General features: G+C 40.5%; 26 protein-coding genes and 1 pseudogene. 18 read left to right on the forward strand and 9 right to left on the reverse strand.

The genetic code is table 11. The features are described from left to right. Positions 1 to 104: 104 nt before the first annotated feature. The 4 genes from LRS05_RS10435 (at position 105) to LRS05_RS10450 (ending at position 3,041) form a co-directional block, all read left to right on the forward strand. Entirely contained in the window at positions 105 to 659 is a 555-nt protein-coding gene (locus LRS05_RS10435) for an RNA polymerase sigma factor (protein ID WP_257868275.1), read from the forward strand. After that, positions 602 to 1,219 carry a hypothetical protein gene (locus LRS05_RS10440; RefSeq protein ID WP_257868276.1) on the forward strand — a complete coding sequence of 206 codons (618 nt, stop codon included), beginning with the start codon at positions 602 to 604 and terminating at the stop codon, positions 1,217 to 1,219. The genes LRS05_RS10435 and LRS05_RS10440 overlap by 58 nt, the downstream gene beginning before the upstream one ends. Positions 1,220 to 1,357: 138 nt before the next feature. After that, the gene (locus tag LRS05_RS10445; protein WP_257868277.1) at positions 1,358 to 2,251 is read left to right on the forward strand and encodes a hypothetical protein; all 894 of its coding nucleotides are present in this window, start codon (positions 1,358 to 1,360) and stop codon (positions 2,249 to 2,251) included. 67 nt (positions 2,252 to 2,318) lie between these two features. Then, a complete protein-coding gene (locus LRS05_RS10450) occupies positions 2,319 to 3,041 on the forward strand; it encodes a head GIN domain-containing protein (RefSeq protein ID WP_257868278.1) in 723 nt (240 codons plus the stop codon). A 115-nt stretch (positions 3,042 to 3,156) separates the two neighbouring features. On the opposite strand, the gene LRS05_RS10455 is transcribed toward LRS05_RS10450, so the two are convergent. Both LRS05_RS10455 and LRS05_RS10460 read right to left on the reverse strand, forming a co-directional pair. Beyond that, entirely contained in the window at positions 3,157 to 4,197 is a 1,041-nt protein-coding gene (locus LRS05_RS10455) for a PLP-dependent cysteine synthase family protein (RefSeq protein WP_257868279.1), read from the reverse strand. Between the two features lie 80 nt (positions 4,198 to 4,277). Then, on the reverse strand, positions 4,278 to 6,410 hold the full coding sequence (locus LRS05_RS10460) for a S9 family peptidase (RefSeq protein ID WP_257868280.1): 2,133 nt from the start codon (positions 6,408 to 6,410) through the stop codon (positions 4,278 to 4,280). 74 nt (positions 6,411 to 6,484) lie between these two features. Between LRS05_RS10460 and LRS05_RS10465 the strand changes: the two are divergent. The 3 genes and pseudogenes from LRS05_RS10465 (at position 6,485) to LRS05_RS10475 (ending at position 8,099) form a co-directional block, all read left to right on the forward strand. Beyond that, a pseudogene (locus tag LRS05_RS10465) lies at positions 6,485 to 6,807 on the forward strand (YbaB/EbfC family nucleoid-associated protein). A 21-nt stretch (positions 6,808 to 6,828) separates the two neighbouring features. Then, on the forward strand, positions 6,829 to 7,104 hold the full coding sequence (locus LRS05_RS10470; RefSeq protein WP_257868281.1) for a hypothetical protein: 276 nt from the start codon (positions 6,829 to 6,831) through the stop codon (positions 7,102 to 7,104). Then, positions 7,014 to 8,099: an aryl-sulfate sulfotransferase gene (locus LRS05_RS10475; protein ID WP_257868282.1), complete on the forward strand. Its 1,086-nt coding sequence runs from the start codon at positions 7,014 to 7,016 to the stop codon at positions 8,097 to 8,099. Before LRS05_RS10470 ends, LRS05_RS10475 begins: the two co-directional genes overlap by 91 nt. Positions 8,100 to 8,167: 68 nt before the next feature. Here the strand turns inward: LRS05_RS10475 and LRS05_RS10480 are convergent, their stop codons facing one another. Beyond that, a complete protein-coding gene (locus LRS05_RS10480; protein ID WP_257868283.1) occupies positions 8,168 to 9,193 on the reverse strand; it encodes a low specificity L-threonine aldolase in 1,026 nt (341 codons plus the stop codon). Positions 9,194 to 9,243: 50 nt separating this feature from the next. Here LRS05_RS10480 and prfB point away from each other — a divergent pair. From prfB to LRS05_RS10500, 4 genes are all read left to right on the forward strand, one after another. After that, positions 9,244 to 10,342 (forward strand): peptide chain release factor 2 gene (prfB, locus tag LRS05_RS10485; protein ID WP_257868284.1). Its coding sequence is split into 2 segments (ribosomal slippage): positions 9,244 to 9,306 and positions 9,308 to 10,342, totalling 1,098 coding nucleotides; the frame shifts between segments, so codons are not numbered across the junction. Positions 10,343 to 10,509: 167 nt separating this feature from the next. Then, a complete protein-coding gene (locus LRS05_RS10490; RefSeq protein ID WP_257868285.1) occupies positions 10,510 to 11,271 on the forward strand; it encodes a GAF domain-containing protein in 762 nt (253 codons plus the stop codon). Next, a complete protein-coding gene (locus LRS05_RS10495; protein ID WP_257868286.1) occupies positions 11,268 to 11,732 on the forward strand; it encodes a sensor histidine kinase KdpD in 465 nt (154 codons plus the stop codon). Before LRS05_RS10490 ends, LRS05_RS10495 begins: the two co-directional genes overlap by 4 nt. Before the next feature lie 38 nt (positions 11,733 to 11,770). Next, the gene (locus tag LRS05_RS10500) at positions 11,771 to 12,985 is read left to right on the forward strand and encodes a GAF domain-containing sensor histidine kinase (protein ID WP_257868287.1); all 1,215 of its coding nucleotides are present in this window, start codon (positions 11,771 to 11,773) and stop codon (positions 12,983 to 12,985) included. Between the two features lie 63 nt (positions 12,986 to 13,048). Here the strand turns inward: LRS05_RS10500 and LRS05_RS10505 are convergent, their stop codons facing one another. Both LRS05_RS10505 and LRS05_RS10510 read right to left on the reverse strand, forming a co-directional pair. Beyond that, on the reverse strand, positions 13,049 to 14,104 hold the full coding sequence (locus LRS05_RS10505) for an inorganic phosphate transporter (RefSeq protein WP_257868288.1): 1,056 nt from the start codon (positions 14,102 to 14,104) through the stop codon (positions 13,049 to 13,051). Positions 14,105 to 14,128: 24 nt separating this feature from the next. After that, a complete protein-coding gene (locus LRS05_RS10510; protein WP_257868289.1) occupies positions 14,129 to 14,776 on the reverse strand; it encodes a DUF47 domain-containing protein in 648 nt (215 codons plus the stop codon). A gap of 194 nt (positions 14,777 to 14,970) precedes the next feature. On the opposite strand from LRS05_RS10510, the gene LRS05_RS10515 reads away from it, so the two are divergent. From LRS05_RS10515 to LRS05_RS10530, 4 genes are read left to right on the forward strand one after another with little or no spacing between them, the layout of a single operon-like run. After that, positions 14,971 to 16,599: an acyl-CoA carboxylase subunit beta gene (locus LRS05_RS10515; protein WP_257868290.1), complete on the forward strand. Its 1,629-nt coding sequence runs from the start codon at positions 14,971 to 14,973 to the stop codon at positions 16,597 to 16,599. A gap of 2 nt (positions 16,600 to 16,601) precedes the next feature. Further along, on the forward strand, positions 16,602 to 17,522 hold the full coding sequence (locus LRS05_RS10520; RefSeq protein WP_257868291.1) for an alpha/beta hydrolase: 921 nt from the start codon (positions 16,602 to 16,604) through the stop codon (positions 17,520 to 17,522). A 1-nt stretch (position 17,523) separates the two neighbouring features. Continuing rightward, the gene (locus LRS05_RS10525) at positions 17,524 to 18,174 is read left to right on the forward strand and encodes a class I SAM-dependent methyltransferase (protein ID WP_257868292.1); all 651 of its coding nucleotides are present in this window, start codon (positions 17,524 to 17,526) and stop codon (positions 18,172 to 18,174) included. Positions 18,175 to 18,222: 48 nt separating this feature from the next. Next, a complete protein-coding gene (locus LRS05_RS10530) occupies positions 18,223 to 19,845 on the forward strand; it encodes a M1 family metallopeptidase (protein ID WP_257868293.1) in 1,623 nt (540 codons plus the stop codon). Here the strand turns inward: LRS05_RS10530 and LRS05_RS17295 are convergent. The 3 genes from LRS05_RS17295 to LRS05_RS10540 all read right to left on the reverse strand — a co-directional run bounded on the left by LRS05_RS17295 (position 19,842) and on the right by LRS05_RS10540 (position 21,733). After that, on the reverse strand, positions 19,842 to 20,159 hold the full coding sequence (locus LRS05_RS17295; protein WP_308224878.1) for a hypothetical protein: 318 nt from the start codon (positions 20,157 to 20,159) through the stop codon (positions 19,842 to 19,844). The two genes, LRS05_RS10530 and LRS05_RS17295, sit on opposite strands and share 4 nt — an antisense overlap. A 180-nt stretch (positions 20,160 to 20,339) precedes the next feature. Further along, positions 20,340 to 20,885, reverse strand: coding sequence for a hypothetical protein (locus tag LRS05_RS17300; RefSeq protein ID WP_308224880.1), 546 nt, complete (start codon positions 20,883 to 20,885; stop codon positions 20,340 to 20,342). After that, complete coding sequence (locus tag LRS05_RS10540) at positions 20,882 to 21,733, reverse strand: CPBP family intramembrane glutamic endopeptidase (RefSeq protein WP_308224882.1); 852 nt, start codon at positions 21,731 to 21,733, stop codon at positions 20,882 to 20,884. Before LRS05_RS10540 ends, LRS05_RS17300 begins: the two co-directional genes overlap by 4 nt. Positions 21,734 to 21,921: 188 nt before the next feature. Here LRS05_RS10540 and arsC point away from each other — a divergent pair, with 188 nt between their 5' ends. Then, positions 21,922 to 22,263, forward strand: a complete 342-nt coding sequence (gene arsC / locus LRS05_RS10545; RefSeq protein ID WP_257868295.1) for an arsenate reductase (glutaredoxin) — start codon at positions 21,922 to 21,924, stop codon at positions 22,261 to 22,263. Between the two features lie 78 nt (positions 22,264 to 22,341). Further along, entirely contained in the window at positions 22,342 to 22,578 is a 237-nt protein-coding gene (locus LRS05_RS17305; protein WP_308224884.1) for a carboxypeptidase regulatory-like domain-containing protein, read from the forward strand. On the opposite strand, the gene LRS05_RS17310 is transcribed toward LRS05_RS17305, so the two are convergent. Continuing rightward, on the reverse strand, positions 22,562 to 22,756 hold the full coding sequence (locus LRS05_RS17310; RefSeq protein WP_308224886.1) for a hypothetical protein: 195 nt from the start codon (positions 22,754 to 22,756) through the stop codon (positions 22,562 to 22,564). The genes LRS05_RS17305 and LRS05_RS17310 overlap by 17 nt on opposite strands. On the opposite strand from LRS05_RS17310, the gene LRS05_RS10550 reads away from it, so the two are divergent. Further along, positions 22,755 to 24,905, forward strand: a complete 2,151-nt coding sequence (locus LRS05_RS10550; RefSeq protein WP_308224888.1) for a TonB-dependent receptor domain-containing protein — start codon at positions 22,755 to 22,757, stop codon at positions 24,903 to 24,905. The two genes, LRS05_RS17310 and LRS05_RS10550, sit on opposite strands and share 2 nt — an antisense overlap. The last annotated feature ends 202 nt before the right edge of the window (positions 24,906 to 25,107 follow it).

Consider the following 25,107-nt stretch of genomic DNA (forward strand, 5'->3'; position numbering starts at 1 on the left):
TATCCGCCACACCAGGCGGATTTTTTTATTTTATTAAAAAAATTTTTACGTTAGTGTAACATATCCAGTATACGGCAGTCATTACTATAAACCGGTTAACCAAGTTGTACAACAAGCATACAGATATAGATATCTTAATTTCTCTTTGCAGGAAGGGAGACCGCAGTGCGCAGTTTGAAGTGTATAACCGGTATTACAAAGCAATGTTCAATACAGCGCATCGCATAGTGAATGATACACATTGGGCTGAAGATGTTATGCAGGAAGCTTTTTTGAAAGCTTTTACAAAACTCGACAGTTATAAAGGTGAGGTTGCATTTGGGGCATGGCTTAAAAAAATTGTGGTAAACCACAGTCTTGACAATTACAAGAAGTTGAACAAGCAAGCCATGGATTGCCTGGACGACATTTTGTATAAAGTTGAAGATAATGAAAGTGCTGAAGCAGAAGCAAAAATTGATTTTGAACAAACACAGGTGCAACAGGTTACAGCGGCAATTCAGCAGCTTAACGAGAATTACAGGCTCATACTCAACCTACATTATATTGAGGGTTATGACCAGGAAGAGATTTGCACTATACTTAATATAACAGCAGGCAATTGCCGCACAACAATAAGCAGGGCCAGGACAAGCCTTCTTCAAAAACTGAAAGGATGATGAACATGAACGAGAAAAAAATTGATGAACTTTTTAGCCGCCTGCACGGCCAATGGGATGAACATGAACCTGAAGACGGGCACCAGCTGCGTTTTCTTGACAAACTTCAGCCAAAGGTTCAGGTTAAGAAAAAAGCCAAAATCTGGCCGGCACTTTCTATAGCTGCAACGATAATTTTATTGCTTGGCATATTCTTTATCTATGAGCAGGGTACACAAAACGTTTCATCACAAGAAGCTTTAGCAGGAATATCACCAAAAGCCCGTGAAGCACAAGACTATTTTGCTTCAGTAATACAAAGTGAACTTGCTAAAGTTGAGAAAGAAAAATCACCTGAAGCAAGACGTATTGTAAAGGATGCCCTTTTCAGGATGCAAAAGCTGGAGAAAGATTATGATGAGCTTGCCCAGCAACTAATAAAAGATGGCGAAAACAGGCAATTGCTTAGCGCCATGATTACCAACCTGCAGACAAGGATATCATTTTTGCAGGATGTGATGACACAAATTGAAAACACTAAAAAGCTAAAACAACAGCAAAATGAAACTAATCAACTGTAAACTAATTATTATAGCCCTTTTGTTCCTGCCTTATGGAATGTGGGCTAATGATAATGGAAAGTTTAAAAAAGAAAAACAATACGCAAGGCTTATAATGTAAGCGGGAATGTACTTATGGATATTGGCCATAAATATGGCATGATAACAGTTACCACCTGGGACCAGAACAGGGCAGAAATAGATGTTCTTGTAAGAGTTACAGGAAATAATGAAAAAGAGGTAAACGAAAGATTTGATAAAATCGGGGTGGACTTCAAAACAGGTAATAATTCTGTGATTGCACGTTCATCAATGGGAGGTTACGCTTGTAATCAAAATATTACCACTCAAGTTAACTTTATAGTAAAGATGCCTAAAAGCGGGCGCGTAAAACTTGACAACGAATACGGCCATATAAGGCTTAGTGAGGTGGATGGCCCAAGCACGATAACCTGCAGGTACGGGCAGATAAATGTCGACGCCCTTAATAATACTGCGAATACAGTTAAAATTGAATACTCCGGCGGGTGCAGGATAGGTTATATGAAAGGTGGCAGCCTTACCGCACAATATTCAGATATTATGCTTGCCAATTCTGAAAAAGTTACAGTTACAGGGGAATACAGCAATGTAAAGATGAAAAATGTTGATGACATGAAGTATAAGTGCAGCTATGGTGAGATTAATGTTGAGAATGCTGATATTGTTACCGGCCGTGGAGATTATGCAACATCACGATTTACCGTTATAAAAAAGCTGGCTAACCTTACTGCTGATTATGGCCACATAAATATTGGCAACGTAGAAAGAACTGTGAAAAATATTGCCATCACATCAACCTATACATCGGTTAACATAGGCTATGATGACGATTATCCGTTTGATTTTGAAGTTTACCTAAAATATAATGGCCTACAAGCACAGGGATTAAAATATACAACCAGTATTGAAAAAAATGAAAACTCCTATTATAAAGGTTATAATAAAAACAGCGGCATAAATAAGATCTTCATCAAATCTGAATATGCTCCTGTAAAATTTATCAGAAAGTAAAATCACATACAACCATTTCAAATTTAATTACGTCTTAATATAAATCATCAATCAAAAATCAATCATCATGAAAAAAGCAATTTTTTTATTAGCTGTGCTATGCTGCACACTAACCGGTGCGGCGCAGCAGAAATCTGACGTTACTCTTGGCAACGGCCATCTTGAACGTAAATCACGCGATGTACAAAACTTTACAAAGCTTAAGGTATCAGGACCTTTTCACATAAACCTGATACCTGACGAAAAGCCTAAAGTTACCATTGATGCCGAATCAAACCTCCAAGATTTGGTTGAAACGGAAATTGACAACGGTACACTTGTTATTAAACCAATTGACGGCAAGCTTTACAGAGCCAGCAATGGCAACAAGATTACAATCAAAGTATATTATTCTAATCTTGAAGAAATTGCAATGCTTGGTTCCGGTAGCCTTAAATCGTCAAAACCATTAAAAGGTGATATGAAAATAACACTTGACGGTTCGGGAAACGCAGACCTAAAGTTGGAGTGCAAAAACGTACAAGCTAATATTTTAGGTTCAGGAAACATCAGCCTTTATGGTTCAACAGAAAATTTTAAATGTAAAGTTGTTGGTTCGGGCGAAGTTAAAGCAGAAAGCCTTGATGCACAGACAGTAGTAGCAGTTGTGTCAGGCTCCGGCAACGCAAAAGTAAAGAGCCGCAAGGCATTAGACGGTACAATATCCGGTTCAGGTAATATAGCGTTTTCAGGCGAGCCTGAACAAAAAGACCTGAAGCGTACAGGTACGGGAGAGTTTAAGGTTATGTAGCTTTTCCACTTCGAAGGAAAGCCGTCTCAGTTGAGGCGGCTTTTTTCGTTTTGCATATTTTGAAATAAAAAAACTCCGGATATAATCCGGAGTTCAATTTTATTTATATTGGAGCTTATTTTATGAATTCAATTTTTTGTGCCTCTTCAAGGTTCACACTGTCAAAAAAGCCCTGTTCATTCATCCACTCATCGCTAAATACTTTGCTCATATAACGCGAACCATGGTCAGGGAAGATAAGTACAACGTTACTGTTAGCATCAAATTCACCTGCTTCAGCATATTGCTTTACAGCCTGTAATGCAGCTCCGCTTGTATAACCTACAAAAAGGCCTTCGGTTTTAGCAATGCTTCTTGCTGCATGGGCGCTGTCTTCGTCATTAACTTTAATGAATTTGTCAATCGCGTCAAAATCTGTTGCTGTAGGTATAAGGTTTTTACCAAGGCCCTCTATCCTGTATGGGTAAATCTCCTCACTATCAAATTCTTTGGTTTCATGGTATTTTTTAAGTACCGAACCAAAGGCATCAACACCAAGAATTTTGATGTTTGGATTTTTCTCTTTAAGAAAACGCGCCGCTCCTGATATTGTGCCGCCCGTACCACTGCAGGCTACAAGATGTGTGATCTTGCCATTTGTCTGTTCCCAAATTTCAGGGCCTGTGGTTTTATAATGAGCGTCTATATTAAGGTCATTAAAATACTGGTTAATGTATACCGAGCCTTTTATTTCTTCATGAAGCCTTTTGGCAACACTGTAGTAAGAACGGGCATCATCTGCAGATACATTTGCAGGGCACACATAAACTTTTGCACCCATAGCACGTAACATATCAATCTTATCTTTTGATGATTTAGAACTTACAGCAAGTATGCAGTCATAACCCTTAATAATACTTACCATAGCCACACTAAAGCCTGTATTACCCGAGGTTGTCTCGATAATTGTGTCGCCTGGTTTAAGGATTCCCCTTCTTTCAGCTTCTTCAATTATATATAGTGCAATCCTGTCTTTAGTAGAATGGCCCGGATTAAAAGCTTCTACTTTTGCGTAGAAATTCCCTTTTAAACCTTCAGTAACCTTATTGAGCTTAATTAGTGGTGTATTTCCAATTAATTCCAATACATTATTATAGGCTTTTATTTCTTCTTTCATAAAAAATAAGTTAGTCAAGGCGCTCTGCGTTGGTTTGGTTAGCAACCTTAAGACCTTGCAAAGCTAACAAAAAAAATCAATTAGTTTTTAATTCCTTCCAAATCGAGTAAAAAACTGTACTCTTTTGCAACCTCTTTTAATGCCTCAAATCGCCCTGAAGCACCGCCATGCCCTGCGTCCATGTTTGTATCCAGGAAAAGCAGGTTATTATCAGTCTTCATGGTTCTTAGCTTAGCAACCCATTTAGCCGGCTCCCAGTACTGCACCTGAGAATCATGAAGGCCTGTAGTTACAAGCATGTTAGGGTATTTTTGAGCTTTTACATTATCATATGGCGAATATGACTTCATATACTCATAATACTGCTTATCATTCGGGTTGCCCCATTCGTCATACTCCCCCGTAGTAAGCGGTATGCTGTCATCAAGCATTGTCGTGATTACATCAACAAACGGTACCTGTGCAATAACACCACGGTACAGTTCAGGAGCCATATTCACCACAGCGCCCATAAGCAATCCGCCGGCACTGCCGCCTTCAGCATATAAGTGCTCAGGCGAGGTATAATTTTCAGCTATTACAAATTTCGAGCAATCAATGAAATCGGTAAATGTATTTTTCTTTTTAAGGAGCTTACCATTTTCATACCATTCGCGTCCCAGGTCTTCCCCACCCCTTATGTGTGCTATAGCATAAATAAAGCCCCTGTCAAGCAGGCTTAGTCTTATCGATGAAAAATATGCATCCATAGATGCTCCGTAAGATCCGTAAGCATAAAGCAGTAATGGATTTTTACCATCTTTCTTAATGCCTTTGCGATATACCATAGAAATCGGAATCTTCGTACCATCCTGTGCAGTAGCCCAAACACGCTCTTCAACATAATTGTTTTTGTCGAATTTACCCCCAAGTACTTCCTGCTCTTTCAATATAGTCTTTTCTTTTGTCTTCATGTTGAAGTCAATAACTGATGATGGCGTGGCAAGTGACTGGTAGCTATAACGCACAATATCCGTGTCGAAATCTACATTCGTAGTTGTACCGGCCGAATATGTCTCGCTGTCAAACGGCAGGTAGTACTCCCCTTTTCCGTTCCATGGCATTATGCGCAGTTTGTAAAGGCCGTTGTTTCTTTCGGTTACAACAAGGTAATTTTTAAAGATTTCAATATCTTCAAGCAATACATCTTTACGGTGAGATATAAGGTCTTTCCAGTTTTCTTTAGTTGTAGCTGTTTCGGGCGCGGTCATCAGCTTAAAGTTGGTAGCCTTATCTTTGTTAGTCACTATGTACCATTTGTCGCCATAGTGCGCAATGCTATACTCCAATCCGCGGGTACGTGGCTGGAAAACTTTAAATTCACCATCAGGCTTTTTAGCATCAAGTATACGGTATTCAGAGGTTAATGTGCTGCCGGAGCCGATAACTAAGTATTTCTTTGATTTTTCTTTATAAACAAAAGTATTATAGGTGTCATCTTTTTCATGAAATACCAATACATCGTTTTTTACATCAGTCCCTAATTTGTGCTTATAAATTTTATCTGAACGCAGCGTAACAGCATCTTTACGTGTATAGAAAAGTGTTTTATTGTCTCCTGCCCATGTAGAGCCTCCTGTTGTATTCTCAATCTTTAGCGGGAGTACCTCATTGGTTTCAAGATTCTTTACCTGTATGGTATATTGCCTGCGCGATACAGTGTCTATGCCAAAGGCAGCCCACTTGTTATCTTCGCTTATATTCATTCCGCCGAGATGGAAATAAGCATGTCCCTTTGCAAGTTCATTACAGTCGAAAAGAATTTCTTCTTTTGCGCTCATACTGCCCTTTTTTCGTGAATATATAGGATAATCTTTTCCTTTTTCAAATCGGGTTATATAGTAATATCCATTATAAAAATAAGGTACAGATGAGTCGTCTTCCTTTATCCTTGCTTTCATTTCCTGAAAAAGATCTGCCTTCAGCTTGTCGGTGTGGGCCGTCATCTTTTTGTAGTACTCATTTTCTTTATTCAGGTAATCAATTACTTCTTTATTTTCGCGCTCATTGAGCCAATAGTAATTATCTGTACGCACATCACCGTGCTTTTCAAGTGTTTTAGGCTTTATAGCAGCCTTAGGCGGAGTAATGTTTACGCTCATTTGAGGTTTGCTGGTTTGGGCATTTGTGGCAAAAATAACACAAACGCAACTTACAAAAAGGTGTTTTTTCATTCTTTTAAGAATTGGGATATAACTTTGCAATTTAATACATTTGTAAATATATATTAACAATAAATTCTGTAAAAATGTTCGGAGATATCATGGGTATGATGGGTAAACTGCAGGAAACCCAGAAAAAAATTGAAGAGACTAAAAAAGGCTTGATACCGTACTTGTTGATGAGCAAAGCACTGATGGCCTCATGAAGGTTACGTTAACTGCAAATCGCGAAATAAAATCTGTAAATATTGACGATTCTCTGCTTGAAGATAAAGAACAGCTTGAAGATTATTTGGTGCTCGTGCTTAATAAAGCCATAGCTAAAGCAACATCTGTAAATGAAGCCGAGCTTGGCGCTGTTGCAAAAGACGGGATGCCGAATATTCCGGGGCTTGATCTTTTTAAATAATAAATTAAACCAAATAAAATTGTGAAAAAGTTAAGTAAAATCTGCCTTCTGGCAATCCTCGGATTATTGTCCTGTAATGATGATGACAGCGGCACTCCTGCACCAAATGAGCCTGTACAACTTACTGAAAATGTAGAAGTGTATAATGGCGCTCTTATTGATGACAGCTATGCCTTAGCTATAGAACTGGGGCAAAAAAAGTGTATTTGCTCAACAAGCAGGGCGAGAAAAAACGCGAATGGAATTTTGACCTCAATACCGGTAATGATGTTGAGCTTCTGGATAACGGGAAACTAATGGCTATGTTCCGCTCACCTAACACAGCGTTTTCTTTTGGAGGATTCGGAGGCGTTTTAAAAGTAATTAACCCTGACGGAACTACTGACTGGGAAATGACTTATGCTGATGAAAACAAGCTTGCCCACCATGATTTTGAGCGATTACCAAACGGCAACTTTCTTTTAATCGCGTGGGAAAAAGTATCTGCGGATGTGGCACAGCAAAACGGTGCAAATACACAAAACCCTATTTATCCTGAAACAATTGTTGAAATCAACCCTGCAACTATGCAGGTTGTATGGGAGTGGCACAGTTTTGACCATATAGTGCAAGATCATGACAGTACAAAAGATAATTTCGGTGTGGTTGCAAATAATCCGCAACTGATCAATATAAATTACCAAATGGCCGAAAATGGCAATATTATGCATGCCAACGGTATTGATTATGATGCCCAGCGTGATGTTATTTACCTCTCTGTAAATTTCTTTAGCGAAGTTTGGGTTATAGACCATAGCACCACAACAGCTCAGGCAGCATCACATTCCGGCGGTAATTACAATAAAGGCGGAGATTTGCTATACCGATTTGGCAATCCGGAGGCTTATAACAATACCCATGGTACACGTATGTTCTACAGCGTTCACCATCCTAATTTACTCGGTACAAATGTGCCCGGAAGCGGAAACATACTTATTTATAACAATGGCAGTAATATTTCACAGTCAAAAGTATACGAATTGAAAATGCCCACCACTTTTAACCTACTGCCAAACACAAATAATGAACCTCAGGTAATATGGAGTTTTACCGACCCTGAACTTTTCTATGACAGGGTTTCCGGTGCTGTAAGGCTAAAAAATGGCAACACACTTATTTGTGAAGGCGGTTATGGCTTTTGGGAAGTTGCACCCGACGGTACTGTAGTTTGGAAATACAAAGGCGAAGTGCCGTTTTGGCGAGTATACGGTATTGAGAAAAATTCTCCGGGCATACAGGCTTTAGGATTGTAATTAACCTCGAGTTAGAAAAATTTAAAACGCCCGGGAGAATTAATTTCTGTCGGGCGTTTTTTATGGATTTATAGTGTAAGTTTACTAAACGTTTCCAGCACATACTGGTGCATTACTTCCTTATAGTCCAGATGGGTAACAATACGCATTTTGCCGTGGCCCATTGTGCTTATATGGATGTTCTTCTGCTTCAGCTTTTCTATCAGCGCTTTTTCATTGTATTGTGGTTGTATTGCAAAAATAAGTATGTTGGTCTCAACGGGTTCTACGCTTGCAATCCAAGGCAATTGCTCAAGGAAATGTGCAATTTCTTTGGCCCTTCGATGATCTTCTTCAAGTCGGCTTACGTTGTTTTGAAGGGCATATAATCCGGCTGCGGCAAGATAGCCTGCCTGCCTCATACCACCACCCAAAATTTTGCGAATGCGCAACGCCTTATCCATATCCTTTTTGTCGCCTATAAGCAGCGAACCTACCGGCGCACCAAGTCCTTTACTCAGGCAGACTGATATTGTATCAAATAACTCCCCAAACTGTTTAGGGTGCTGCCTTTTGGCCACAATCGCATTCCAGATCCTGGCGCCGTCAAGGTGGTATTTCAGGTTGTTTTGTTTGCAGACTTCGCGAATCTGCTTCATCGCTTCAATATCATAGCAAGCTCCCCCACCCTTGTTGGTAGTGTTTTCCAGGCTTACAAGAGATGTAAGCGGGCTGTGGTAAAAATCAGGAGGGTTTATAGCTACAGCTACCTGTTGGGCCGTGATCATGCCCCTGTGGCCGTCTACAAGCGCACAAGATACACCGCTGTTAAAAGATGCACCACCCCCTTCATAATGAAAAATGTGCGCCCATTTATCGCAAATAACCTGCTCACCCGGGTTGGTATGCAGCTTTATAGCAGTTTGGTTGGCCATGGTACCCGATGGAAAAAATAAAGCAGCCTCACGCCCGAATAGTGATGCTACGGTTTCTTCAAGCTCATTTACGGTTGGGTCGCTCTTGTACACATCATCACCCACTTTTGCCCTGAACATATGCTGCAGCATTTCGTGCCCGGGACGTGTTACCGTATCGCTTACTAAATTTATTTCCATACTTTTTGAAAAGGATAGCTTACTTTTGCAATACAAAACTACATTAATTTATGACAAATACCGAACAAATAAAAGGTATTATAGAGCGCCTTGGTGCGCTGAGGAGGTATCTTTGACATCGATAGAAAGCTCATTGAGATAACCAACGAAGAAGAGAAAACCTACGCCCCTGATTTTTGGAACAATGCCAAAGAGGCTGAGCTAATCATGCAGGGCCTGCGCTCAAAAAAGAAGTGGGTAGAAGATTACAATAAAGCCAATAACCTGGCAGAAGAGCTACAGATTGTATACGAGTTTTTTAAGGAAGGCGATGCCACCGAAGAAGAACTTGATAGCCAGTATGAGCAGACTGTGGAGCACCTTGAAAACCTTGAATTCCGCAATATGCTTAGCGATGAGGGCGACAGCATGAGCGCGGTATTGCAGATTACTGCAGGAGCCGGGGGCACTGAGAGTTGTGACTGGGCCAGTATGCTTATGCGCATGTACATGATGTGGGGCGAAAAACAAGGCTACAAGATTAAAGAGCTAAACTACCAGGCGGGTGACGTGGCGGGAATAAAAACCGTAACGCTTGAGTTTGAGGGAGAATATTCTTTCGGCTGGCTTAAGGGCGAAAATGGCGTACACAGGCTGGTACGCATATCTCCGTTTGACAGCAATGCCAAGCGCCATACTTCGTTTGCATCTGTGTATGTCTACCCGTTGGCTGATGATACAATCGAAATTGAAATTAGCCCGGCAGACATTTCCTGGGAAACCATGCGAAGCAGCGGCGCCGGAGGTCAGAACGTAAACAAGGTGGAAACTGCAGTACGGCTGCGCCACCACCCTACCGGAATTATTATTGAAAACTCTGAAACACGCTCACAGCTTGATAATAAAACTAAGGCAATGCAGCTCTTAAAATCTCAGTTATATGAGATTGAACTTAAGAAACGGCAGGCCATGCGTGATGAAATAGAGGCTAACAAGATGAAGATTGAGTGGGGTTCACAGATACGTAACTATGTTATGCATCCCTACAAATTAGTAAAAGATGTACGGACACAATATGAAACCAGCGATGCTGAAGGAGTAATGAACGGAAATCTTGACGGCTTCCTGAAAGCATATCTTATGATGATGGGGCAGCGGACAGAAGATTAAGTACATTAACCATATAATCCGTACAAAAACTTATATTGTACGGATTATTGTTTTTAAAGGTTATGTTTTATCACCTGTTAGGTTACAACATTTTGCCATTTAACAGTTTATTACAAATAATGTGTTAATTTCGTACTACACCACTTTTAGGAGTTGTAAACCTCTTTATGCCGTATAAGCAAATAGTATCTTTAATCCCGGAAAATGATGCCGCCAGGCTAGAAAAGCTCTATGAGTATCGTATACTTGATACACACAGCGAAGATACTTTTGATAAAATAGCCCTTATGGCTGCCCAGATATTTGACGCCCAAAGCGCATTTATTGTTTTTGTGGATAAAGAGCGTGTTTTTATTAAATCAAATTTAAGCGCACTCCCTTTGTCTGAAGTGCCGCGGAACGAAAGTCTTTCGTCGGTAACAATATTACGTGACGAGCCAACCGTTATTAACGACACAACTAAAGAGAATTTCCTAATCAATAACCCTATTATCGCCCTTGAGGGAGGTATCCGCTTTTTTGCAGGTGTGCCTCTAAAAACTCCTGAAGGATATAATGTGGGCGTAATATGTGTATGTGATTCAGAACCACGTGATGCTTCTGAAAAACAGCTTGACATGCTTGGGTCTCTGTCAAGAATAGTGATTGACAAGCTTGAAAACCGCCTGCGCTACCGTAAAACTGTTGAGTCTCATGTTGACCTGATGAACATAGCGCTGCACGAGATAAAAAATCCGTTGGCATCCATAAACCTTGCGAATGATATCATGGCTAAAGATGCCACATCTGTAATACGCATGACCGATATGATAAAATCGGCAGTCGGGAGGATACAAAGTAAGTTAACCAGCTTACTGAAACATCATGAGCATGAAGAAACGGAGCTTAAACTCTCTATTGAGGAAATTGACCTTAAAAAATGTTTGTGAGGCTAATACATAATTTTGAATTACTTGCTTTTCGTAAAAATCAGCGTATAATTCTTGATTGTGAAGATGACGTACCACTTATATCTGCCGACTGGGGCAAAATAAGTGATGTTATGCATAACCTTCTCAGCAATGCGATAAAATACTCATATCCTGATTCAACCATACATATTATCTGCCGCAATGATGATGACAGGGTTTATATTGAGGTAAAAGATGAAGGACAGGGATTAAGTAGTGACGACCTGGAGAGGCTTTTTACAAAATTTGCAAAACTAAGTTCTAAACCAACAGGCAGGGAAACCTCAAACGGCCTGGGGCTTTCAATAACAAAGTCTTTGGTTGAGCTGCACAACGGGTCTATCGAAGCTATTAGTGAAGGTAAAGGCAGAGGTACATCTTTTATTGTAAGGCTGCCGTACCAGTATCATAAAATATCTAACATGGCCGGGGTGGCTTAAATTTAAATCTGTATCTTTAGGATAAAATAAAAAACTGATTGGGCACTAAAAGCGACATACAATATATAAAGCCGAAATCTATCATTCCTGAAAATGAAAAAGAAAGGCTTGAAAAGCTACGCGATTATGACGTGCTTGATACATTTCCGGAAGAGGTGTTCGACAATCTTGGCCGGCTCGCAGCACAGGTTTTTGATACACCAAGCGCATTTATAACCTTTGTAGATGAAAACCGGGTTTACTTCAAATGCAATATAAGCCCATTACAGGCCAGTGAAGTACAGCGCGGCGACAGCCTTTGTTCACTTGCTATATTACAGGATAATGTGATGGCCTTTAATGATACACATGATGTACCTGAGCTGATGGAAAACCCATATGTGGCTGCTGAAGGCGGTATACGTTTTTATGCCGGGGCTCCACTTAAAACGCCTGAAGGCTATAATGTTGGTACTATTTGCGTTACAGACTCTGTTGAACGTACAGCGACACCAGCACAGCTGGAAATGCTTTCAACCCTTTCACAGATAATTATTGACAAGCTGGAGAACCGCCTGCGTTACCGAAAAAGTATTGCCGTACAAAACAATCTTATGAATATTGTGCTGCACGAAATAAGGAATCCGCTGGCATCAATAAATCTTGCAAATGACATTATAAGGGCTAAAAATCGTGCTTCTGAAAAAATGACGCTGTCTATAAAACAATCTGTTAACCGTATACAAAAGAAATTATCAGGGCTTTTAAGGCAGGCAGAACTTGATGCTACGCAAGAATTGCTATTTGAAGATATTTCGCTAAAAGAACTGCTGGTACATATCATGGCCAATTTTGAACTGCTTGCTTCAAGAAAACAACAAAAGTTTGATTTAAGCCTTACTACTGATATTGTACTATATGCTGACAGGGCAAAAATGACCGATATACTCAACAACCTTATCAGTAACGCAATAAAATATTCATACAAAGGCTCTGTGATTCATATATCAGCTGAAGAAAATGATAAAGAAATTATCATTGAAGTACGAGATGACGGCCAGGGCCTTGAAGATGCTGATGTGCCAATACTTTTTAAAAAATTTGCCAAGCTCAGCTCCCGGCCTACAGACAAAGAATCATCATACGGGCTGGGACTTAATGTAACAAAATCATTGGTTGAGCTTCATAGCGGCACAATCGAGGCTGCAAGTGAAGGTAAAGGCAAAGGTACAGCCTTTATAATAAGGCTTCCTAAGCTACATAAAACAGAATAAAAAAACTGCTGATTACAATCAGCAGTTTTATTTTCTCTGTAAGGAAAATTATCAGGTAGATTCTTAAAACAAACTTATCAATGAGTATACCAAGGCTGCAATAACAGCTGATACCGGTATTGTAAGTACCCATGCCCAAAGCAGGCTTATGGTTACCCCCCATCTTACTGCAGAAACCCTTTTAGTGATACCCACACCGATGATAGAACCGGTAATGGTATGCGTTGTTGAAACAGGTATACCTAAATGCTCTGATGTATAAAGGGTTATAGCGCCCGCTGTTTCGGCAGCAACACCCTCAAGCGAAGTCACTTTTGTAATTTTTGACCCCATGGTTTTTACAATCTTCCAGCCACCGCTCATTGTGCCAAGTCCAATCATAAGGAAACTTACCAGTGGCACCCAGCCCCAATGCGACACAAAATATTTAAATGGATCTTCCGCATTAAGATAATTAGGGTCAACATCAATATTTGTATGATAGTAAATAACTGCCGCCCCAATAATACCCATCACCTTTTGGGCATCATTAGCGCCATGCCCAAGGCTGAATAGCGCTGACGATACAAGCTGCAGCCTTTTAAACCATTTATCCGCTTTTGACGGAACCGCTTTCCGGCATATATGCAATATTATAACCGTCAGAAAATAAGCAACAAACATACCAATGAGCGGTGCACAAAATATAAAAAGTATGATAGGGATTACCTTTGCGTAGTTAATTACAGTATCAAGATCTCCCCCTATTTTTATGGCATGAGCAAGTGCAGCACCCATAAACCCACCGATGAGCGTATGGGATGATGATGATGGTATACCCAGTTTCCAGGTTGCAAGGTTCCACGTAATAGCAGCAATAAGCCCGGCAAATATAACTTCAAGCGTGATAAAATCAACACTTACTGTTTTAGCTATAGTGTTACCAATCTTAAACTCACCAATCCAATACTTTGAAATAAAATACGCAACAAAGTTAAAGAATGCAGCCCAAAGCACTGCCTGAAACGGCGTAAGTACTTTTGTTGCTACAATGGTTGCAATAGAGTTTGCCGCATCATGGAAGCCATTTATGTAGTCAAAAATGAGGGCAAGGACAATGATTATGATAAGAAGCGTCATATATAGTCAGGTAGATTAGCTTCTTTATGAATGTTTTACAGCTATAGATTCAAGCACATTTGCAACGCTTTTGCACTTGTCAGTTGCTGTTTCAAGAGCCGAAAGCACTTCTTTATACTTGATGATGTTTTTTGCGTCAGTCTCATTTTCAAATATATCGGCAACAGCTTTATCAAAAACGTTATCAGATTTATTTTCAAGCTTGTAAATCCTTTTACTTGCATCGGCAATACCTTTAAGGTTTTTCATGTCTTTAAGGTCAACAATAGCCATCTGTATCAGCTGTACAGCTTCAAGATTAATCTCTGTCATTTTCCTGATAGATTTCGTAATCTTTTCTACCTGGTACAGGCGCATACGGCTCGCGGCACCATACATATAGTCAGCCACATCGTCAATTGCCGAAATTAAGGCGTGTACATCTTCCCTGTCAAACGGCGTGATAAAGTTTTTACTAAGCTCAATGTTGGTTTTATGGGCAATTTCTTCAATTACGCTTTCAAGTTCCTCTATTTTCAGGTAATATGCATCCCTCTCCTTTTTTGGCGCATTTACAGCTTCATGCAGAGTAATAGCCATATCGGTAAGGTTTTTAGTAGCTTCTTCAAATAGCGGGAAGAACTTTTTATCTTTAGGGACAAGAAATTGAAAAATACTGTTTAATGATGCCATTAGTATGTTTTTAAGCGGCAAAGGTATTCAGGCTATGTTAAGAAATAGTTAAGCAATTATAAACAACAAGTTATCAAATAAATTAGTGCAAACAGTAATAAAGATTGCATTAATTTACGGCATTCTTGTATTATCAATCGATTTCGTATTTTAGCAGGCAAATTGCCTTTAACCCAGCAAATGTATAACCAATTATGGATATTAACTTCAATAAAAACGAAGACCACAACAAACTTCTTCTTTCAGAAATGAAACAAAAACTTACCAGGGTAAAACTTGGCGGAGGAGAAAAAAGAATAGAAAAACTTCATGGAGAGGGGAAAATGACTGCCCGCGAGCGTATAGAATACCTCCTCGACAAAAACAGTAAAAGTATTGAAATCGGAGCTTTTGCAGGTGACGGAATGTATGCCGAACATGGCGGATGCCCATCTGGCGGCGTGGTGGTTAAGATTGGATACATCCGCGGTAAGCAATGTATAGTTGTTGCAAATGACGCTACCGTAAAAGCTGGGGCATGGTTCCCTATTACAGGTAAAAAAAATCTGCGGGCACAGGAAATTGCCATGGAGAACCGCCTTCCAATAATTTATCTGGTTGACAGCGCCGGGGTATACCTGCCAATGCAAGATGAAATTTTTCCTGACAAAGAGCATTTTGGACGTATATTCCGTAACAATGCCATAATGAGCAGTAAAGGCATAACTCAGATTGCCGCTGTTATGGGCAGTTGTGTGGCAGGAGGGGCATACCTGCCAATAATGAGTGATGAAGCTCTTATTGTAGATAAAACTGGGAGTATTTTTCTTGCAGGAAGTTATCTTGTAAAAGCCGCGATAGGTGAAAGCATAGATAATGAAACGCTTGGCGGCGCCACAACGCATTGTGAAATATCAGGCGTTACCGATTATAAAGCCAAAGATGACAAGGATGCTCTTGACACAATTAAAAATATTGTAGACAAAATCGGTGATTTTGATAAAGCCGGATACAGCCGTATAAAACCTGAAAAACCTGCATTGCCGGAGGCTGATATTTATGGGATATTGCCTAAATCACGTGCAGAGCAATACGACATGATGGAGATTATTACCCGCCTTGTTGACAATAGTGAGTTTGAAGAATATAAAGCCGGATATGGACAGACAATAATTACCGGCTACGCCCGTATTGACGGATGGGCGGTAGGCATTGTGGCCAACCAGCGCAAGGTTGTAAAATCTAAAAAGGGCGAAATGCAGTTTGGAGGGGTTATCTACAGTGACAGTGCCGACAAGGCTACCCGTTTTATAGCCAACTGCAACCAAAAGAAAATTCCGCTTGTATTCCTTCAGGATGTTACCGGATTTATGGTAGGCTCAAAAAGCGAACACGGCGGCATAATTAAAGACGGCGCCAAGATGGTAAATGCCGTGAGCAATTCGGTAGTGCCTAAATTTACAGTAGTTGTGGGCAATTCTTACGGAGCCGGCAACTATGCCATGTGCGGTAAAGCTTATGACCCTCGGCTTATCTTTGCATGGCCAAGCGCAGAGCTTGCCGTAATGGGCGGTACGCAGGCAGCTAAAGTCCTGATGCAGATTGAAGCATCATCACTGAAAGCAAAAGGCGAAGAAATCACCCCTGAAAAAGAAGAAGAATTATTCAATAAAATTAAAGTACGCTATGATGCACAGGTGTCGCCTTATTACGCTGCATCGCGTATATGGACAGATGCTATAATAGATCCGCTTGATACCCGCAAGTGGATATCTATGGGTATTGAAGCTGCTAACCACGCACCCATTGAAAAGCAATTTAATCTTGGTGTGATACAGGTATAATTATGAAAAAGATATATTTACTATTGGTTATTGCAATTTCTGCTTTTACTACTGATGTATCAGCGCAGGCAAAAGGGACGATAATAAAACTTGAGAATGTTAAGTCAAAGCATGTTGCGCCACGCAATGTAGAAATATACCTGCCCTCCGTTTATTTTACTGAACCCAAACGCAGGTTTCCGGTTCTATACATGCAAGACGGGCAGAATGTATTTAATTCTGAAACCGCCGGGTATGGAATCGCGTGGGAAGCAGGCAGGGCGGCCGACAGTTTGATTAATTCCGGCAAAGTTCAGCCCTTTATAATTGTTGCAGCATGGAATACAATTAATACTAGGTATATGGAGTATTTTCCTGAAAAGGCTTTTAACTACTTCAAGCCTGAAGATAAAAAAACCATAGATGACCTTGCAATAAGCATGGGTGTTGAACCAAACTGGCTGGCTGATGAATACCTGAAATTTATTGTTGAAGAGCTAAAGCCTTATATTGACCAAAGCTATAACACACTTACCGACCAGATAAATACCGCTATTTGTGGGAGTTCAATGGGTGGATTAATATCCATGTATGCCATAAGTGAATATCCCGGCGTTTTTGGACAGGCAGCTTGTATATCAACACACTGGCCTGTTCTTTTTGATAATACAAACATGGGCCCGTCGCAAGCTGTACGAGATTATATGGCTAAAAAACTGCCATCACCAAAAAATCACCGCATATGGTTTGACTATGGTACTGCCACACTTGACCAATACTATGAAGTCCACCAAAAAATGGTTGATGAAATGATGAAAAACAAAGGCTATAAATTTGGCCTGAACTGGGAAACCCGGAAATATGAAGGTGCGGAGCATAATGAAAAAGCATGGCAGAAAAGATTCGGTGACATACTAACATTTCTGTACGCGAAAAACAAGTAAAATGAAATTTACAGAAGCTGAACTGCAGCAACTTGCAAAACAACTGCGATGCCCTGACGAAAATGATGGGTTAAAGGTCGCAGAAATGATGAATGTTACAAATGCAAACATGATATCAAAAGCTATAGCTTCTTTAAATCTTCAACCAGGAGATGCAGTACTTGAGTTAGGTCCCGGCAATGGAAAACATATTGAGGAAATATTTAAGATTGACAATATAAAATACTTTGGGGCAGATATTTCTGAAACTATGGTAGCTGAATGCAATAGACGGTTTAAAGTATTTAACAACGTAAATGTAGTATTAGCTGATGGCCTGACACTCCCCTTTCCTGACAGTTCTTTCAACAAGATTTATACAGTAAATACCATCTATTTTTGGCAAGATGCTAGTAGTTACACTTCGGAAATTTTCCGTGTTCTGAAATCAGGGGGATTGCTCAGTATTGCTTATATACCTGAACGAATTATGCAAAACATACCTTTCGCTAAATATGGGTTTAACCATTATAGTGAAAGCCGGCTGAAAAGCTTACTTCTGGAATCGGGCTTTATAATCCGGGATGAAATGATAGAAAATGAATTAATTACAGGTAATACCGGTCAGCAGATTCAGCGTGAATTTGTAATAATCACAGCATCTAAAGGTTAGCACGTAACTTTTTAGTATTTTTCATGACCAATACTCAAACAACACCTCATGAAAAAATTTATACTGGCAGCGGTCATTATACTCCCAATGCTTTTATCGGCACAAAGCATTACACGCCGTGACACCCTGCAGGGTGGCCTTCGCCCCGAACGTACAAGTTTTGACGTACAGCGATATGACCTTAATATTACCATTGATCCTGATAAGCGCTACATTTCAGGATATAACGATATCACATTTGGTGTTGTTGAAAAAACACAGAAAATACAGCTTGACCTCTTTGAAAACATGAAGGTTGACAGTATTGTTTTTGAAGGTAAGAGGCTTACGTACAAACGTGATAATGATGCGGTTTTTATAACTTTCCCAAAACAACTTAAGAAAGGTAATGAATATGCATTGCGGTTTCATTATTCAGGCAAGCCGCTGGTAGCAAAGCGCGCACCTTGGGATGGCGGCTTCGTGTTCAGCAAAGACGGCAACGGAAAGCCGTGGATTGCAGTAGCAGTACAAGGCACAGGCGCAAGCCTTTGGTATCCGGTAAAAGACCACCAGACTGATGAGCCAGACCGTGGAGCAAGCATTAAAGTGGCTGTGCCAAACGGGCTTATGAATGTGAGCAACGGCCGCCTGAAAGGCAGTACCGACCTTAAAAATGGTTATACACGCTGGGACTGGGAGGTGAAAAATCCTATAAATAATTATTGTATTACTGTAAATATTGCAGATTACGCTCACATTCACGAAAGCCATAACGGACTTGATCTTGATTATTATGTATTGAAAGCCAATGAGGAAACTGCCCGCAAACACTTTGAGGAAGTTAAGCCGATGATGGATTGTTTCCAGAAACATTTTGGGCAGTACCCATTTTATGAAGACGGATATAAACTGGTGGAAACACCATATTTGGGTATGGAACACCAAAGTGCCGTAGCTTATGGTAATAAGTACAAGAAAGGCTATATGGGATATGATGCCACAATGACGGGCATCGGGATGAAGTTTGATTACATCACCATACACGAAACCGGGCATGAGTGGTTCGGCAACAGTATCACTTCAAAAGACATTGCCGATATGTGGATACACGAAGGCTTTACCACGTATAGCGAATCAGTTTTTGTGGAATGCCGTTTTGGATATGACGAAGCCATGAAATACATCAACGGACAGCGTAACAGCGTAAGCAATGATAAGCCTGTAATTGGCATTTTCGGTGTAAATAAGCATGGCTCCGGCGATATGTATTACAAGGGCGCGCTAATGCTGAATACACTTCGGCATATAATTAATGATGATGCCAAATGGTGGGCTATGATATTAAAATACAGCGAAACTTTCCGCAAAAAAATAATTGACACCGAAACTGTTGTTGAATTTTTCAATAAAGAAAGCGGTATGAACCTTACACCCGTTTTCAATCAGTATCTGCGTTACAAAGATATTCCTGTACTTGAACTAAGAATGTGCAAAGGCCTTCTTTGTAGTCGCTGGAAAACTGACGTAAAAGACTTTGCAATGCCTGTAGATGTAATGGTTGATGGCAAACAAATAAGGCTATACCCAACAACCACAGGTTGGGAAGAAAAATTTTTAAAAGATGTAGACAGTACTGATGATGTTGAAGTTATGACAAAAAAATTCTTTATAAAAGTTGAAAAAACCTAATTAGCAACATTCTCTTCACGGATTATCTTACCGGAAGTTGTTTCGGCAAACTGAGGAACAAATAGTATTTCTTTGGGTTTTTCAAACTTACTTAGCTTTGAAAAAATAGCCTTGTCAACATCAAAAGGCTCTCCTTCAATAACTAGTATCAGTTTTTCGCCCAGTTCCTCATCCGGCATCCCTTTCATGAAAAACCTCCGACTAATTTTGCCGGCCAGCTTCTCCTCTATCTGTTCAGGAAAAAGCTTTACACCTCCGCTGTTCACCACATTGTCATACCTCCCCAGCCAGATAAATTCATTTTCATTAAGCACCTGAACCACATCATTGGTAACTACCGGCTCGTCACAAATTGCTTCAGCATCAACAACAAGGCAATGCCTGTCATCTTCTTGTATTTTTACATGAGGCAGTGTTTTAAAGGCCTCCTCGCCTACTCTTTTGCTGCAATATGCGTAATGGTCTCTGTCATGCCATACGTTTCGTATATCTCACTATTCACAGCCTGCAGCTGTCCTGCCAGTGCAGCGCTTACTTTTGCCCCGCCTAAAATCAGTTTTTTTTACAAAGCTTAATTTTTCGATACTGTGCTGTGCCTGAAGAGGTACCATCGCTGCAAAATCGTACTGGGTATCAATCCGCTCCAGGGGCGTTGATGAAGGTGCAACAAGGTCAAGCTCCCACCCCAGGATAAAGGCACGAACCAGCATCATCTTTCCGGCGACATACTGTGTTGGAAGGCAGTGCAGCGCTTTTATTCCTGCCTCAAGATCAAAGAAAGCGCCGGTGGCTAAAGCAGAGTTTACCATAGCCTGCTTATCAATCCTGATGGTTTTAGGCGCTCCTGTTGTGCCTGATGTCTGCATCTCGATAGATGTATCAGCATCAAACCAGTACATAAGGAAATCACCTACTGCCTTTTCGAAAGGTTCACCTTCTTTTATAAAACTGTAAGCAATACGCAGCAGGTCATCTTTTGTGAGATGGAAACCGTTGAGTTTAAAGGCGGGGTGTACAAAATTGTAATCAGGATTGGTCATATCTCTGTGTTGTTTGGTATAGTGTTGTTTGCAGGACTTTCAAGTTTACCGGTCAGTTTTTCGTTCCATGAGTGCCATTTATATTTTCTGCTGAAAATAAAGAGGATGATTGGATATATTACCAGCAACGGAACAAATATATCCCAGCTTGCGGTAGGTTCAGAAACATCTTTAAATACTGATGGTGTACGGAAGGCAGTCCAGTCGGCAGTAACCATAAGTGCTGCGGTAAGGTTATTTGCGGCGTGAAATCCCAATGCCAGTTCTGTACCTTCATCCATCAGCGTCATAATTCCTAATGCCAGGCCTGTGCCAACATAATAAAATGTAACTACATAGCCCATTTTCCCCACTTCAGGATTAGCAAGATGCATACCGCCGAAAATAAGCGAAGTCATTATAAGCGGAAACCACTTGTTTTTAGCCAATAAACCAAAGCCCTGCATTAAATAACCACGGAAAACAAGCTCTTCCACAGAGGTTTGTACGGGAATAAGTGGCACAGCAATGAGGGCGAGTATTAAAAATTTATCCCAGTTAAACTGGTAAATATATTTGCCGGGCTCAGCATAATATGCAAGCAAAAGAGAACCAACAGAAAATATTGTCCACAGAACAAAAGCAAACATGATTCTGCCCCAGTCGGTTTTCGGCCTTGCAGTAACAATGTCTTTAAAAGGCTGTTTGTGAAGCTTTTTCACAACAATAATTAACCCAACCATTGCAAACGCAAAAGATATAAGTATCAGGAAAAGCGTAAGGTTCATGTCGAGAAAACCCATCATGGCGTCTTGCGTGGTTGGCATAGGCCTTCCGGAAGACATAGTTTCAGCGGCGATTGCAAACATAAGTGGCACTTGCCCGAAAAAGGATGCCATTATAACAATAAATGAGCCTAAAAGATACTTCCAAAATCTGTTTTCAGGAATAAAGCCTTGTTTTATAAACATTGTATTTGCTGATGTTTTATGTATTTCTTAGCACTAAGTTACTTTAAATTTCAGATAATAATGGCTTTCTTTGCAAAAAGAATTTGATGATAACCATTTATCACAACCCGCGTTGCAGCAAATCACGTGAAGGCCTGGAGTTACTTGAAAAAACTGGCAAAGAATATTCTGTTGTGAAATATCTTGACACGCCTCTTACCAAAATTGAGATTAAAGATTTGCTGAAAAAACTGGGAATAAAACCCTTAGAGCTTGTAAGGCAGAAAGAAGATATCTGGAAGGAGCATTTCGCTGCTAAAAAGCTAACTTCTGTACAGATAATTAATGCTTTGGCAAAGTACCCTCAGCTTATTGAACGGCCAATTATTGTAAATGGAGACAAAGCTGTTATTGCCCGACCTGCTGAGAAAGCTAAAGAAATATTTTAACAAACATTTAAGATTATCGAGTTAAACTAAAATCCAACTTTTGCGTCTAACACATCATTACATACTACAAATACTTTCATGAAAAACATTTTAAACGCCTTATTACTTATTCTATTCGTTTCAACAACTGCATTTGCACAGGGAAATAAAATTAAAATTACAGGAAAGGTAACTGAGCAGGGTTCTAACCAGCCGCTTGAATTTGCTACAGTAAGTGCATTATCTACGGCGGGTACCGTTGCAGGCGGCGGGCTTACCGATGCCCAGGGTAACTATGATTTTGAAGTAGCTCCCGGACCTACAGCATACAAATAGATTTCATATCATTCAAATCAACTGTAATACCGGCAAAGTCGTATACCGAAAATACAAATCTTGGCGCATCTGCTCTGGCTCCTGATGCCGAGCTGCTGCAAGCAGTAGAAATTGTTGGCGAACGCACCACGGTAGATATAAAGCTTGATAAACGTGTATATACAATCGGTAATGACATGATGGTGAAGGGCGGTACCGTAAGCGATGTGCTTGACAATGTACCGTCGCTCTCAGTTGACAGTGAGGGTAACGTGGCGCTTCGTGGCAACCAGGGTGTAACTATACTTATTGATGGCCGCCCTTCTACACTTGCGGGATCTAATGTGGCTGAAGTATTGAGGCTGCTACCGGCAGATTCTGTTGACAAAGTCGAAGTTATAACCAACCCGTCAGCGCGATATGATGCTGAGGGTGGCGGTGGTATAGTGAATATCATCCTTAAAAAAGGTAAAGCAGACGGCTTTAATGGTTCGATTACTGCAAATACCGGGACACCTGATAATCATGGCTTTGCAGCAAACCTTAACTTGCGCAGCACAAACTTTAATTTTTTCAGCAATCTTGGTTATAACTATCGACTAAATCCGGGTAACTCGTTCACCAATAGTCGTTACCTCAATGAGGACACAAATGAGACAGAAAGTTTCACAAACGAAACCCGTGATAATGAGCGCCTTCGTAAAGGCTATAACGCAAGCTTTGGCCTGGAATGGTTTCTTGACAAGACAATCACATGGACAAACTCAGTAAACTTCCGCAGGAACACAGGGGGTAATAAAGTTGATACTTACTTCGATAATTTTAATGCCGATGGAAGTTTTATAAACAGGATATACAGATATAATAACCAGGACGATCGTGATGTTAACGTAAATTTCTCGTCAAGCCTTACCAAGAAATTTAATGACAACGGCCATGAACTTAGAGTTGATGCCTCGGTGTCAAAAAGCATTGATGATGAAAATGCAGTTATAAACAACACAACGCTTGCCGGTGCAGGATCTGCTGACACTTTTGAGCATACAGTGAATGATGAAAAGCAGGACAGGCAATTGCTGCAGGCCGACTATGTATTGCCTATTGGAGAGAACACCCGCTTTGAAGCCGGTTATCGCGGAAGTTTTACCACACTTGAAACTGATGCACAGGCTGAAAGGCTTAACCCTACAACCGGGGTTTGGGAAGACAACCTTAACTTTACCAACTTTCTACAATATAAAGAAAATGTAAATGCGCTATATGCCCAATATGGCTCTAAGATCAATAAGTTTTCGTATATGTTTGGCCTGCGTTGGGAAGATTCAAATATTGATGTGAATTTAATTGACAGGAATGAGTACAACAATAAACGTTATAATAACTTCTTCCCTAGCGCATTTTTAAATTATGAATTTAGCGAGAGCAGCAACGTGAGCCTCAGCTATAGCCGCCGCATAAACAGGCCGCGCGGAAGGTTCCTGAATCCCTTCTCAGGGCTTGAAAGTAACATAAACGTTTTCCGCGGTAACCCGGACCTTGACCCAAGTATGACTAACGCTTTTGACTTAGGATACTTAAAGCGCTGGGGTAAAGTTACGCTGAATACATCTGCTTACTTAAATATAACTACTGACAGCTACCAGTTTATAAGGCGCCAAAACGGTGAATTTGTAACACAGATAGTAGGAGGTGAAGATATTGTTGACCCGGATACGGGGGAAATTACCCCAGTTGATGAGCTGGACGTGCGCACACCGGTAACTACTACCACCCCGATAAACCTTGCTAAAGAATATCGCTTTGGGCTTGAGTTCAATATAAACTACAACCCGTTCAGGTGGTGGAGGATAAACAGCAACTTCAACTTCTTCCGTAACCAGACCGATGGTGACTATACATTTACTTACATTAATGAGAACAATGAAATAGTTAACGATTACCAAAACTTTGACTTCACGGCATACGCCTGGACTACGCGTATAAACAGTAAAATTAACCTTCCGTGGAAAATAGACTGGCAGTTGAACGGAAATTATGAAGGCACACAAAAAACCGCACAGGGAAGCCGCCGCGGCGTAGCGAGCGCTAATACAGCGCTAAGTAAAGACTTCCTGAAAGATAAGGCTACCATAGCTTTGAACGTGCAGGATATCTTCAACTCCAGGAAAATGAAGATCGAAACCTATATACCATACAATGTACAATCATATGGCGAAATGCAATGGAGAGAGCGCCAGATAACACTTTCATTCACCTACCGCTTTAACATGACAAAAGCCGACAGGCAGAAAGAACAGCAGCAAAACCGCCAGCAGCAGGATGACGGCGGCGAATATATGGGAGGATAAAACAAAAGAAGCTTTCGGGCTCCTTTTTTGTTGGGTTTCCATTTCGAGCGAAGCTTGCGGAGTCGAGAATCTCAACTCTTAAATTTTAAATAGAAATTTCTCAGTTCCGCTACGCTGCATCCGAAATGGAACTTCAGTGTAAATCTAAACCTCTGTGTCGCTCTGTGTGTTCTTTGTTAACCTCTGTGAAAAAATTATGTAA

The organism is Flavobacterium sp. J372, from assembly GCF_024699965.1.
Taxonomy (GTDB): domain Bacteria; phylum Bacteroidota; class Bacteroidia; order Flavobacteriales; family Flavobacteriaceae; genus Flavobacterium.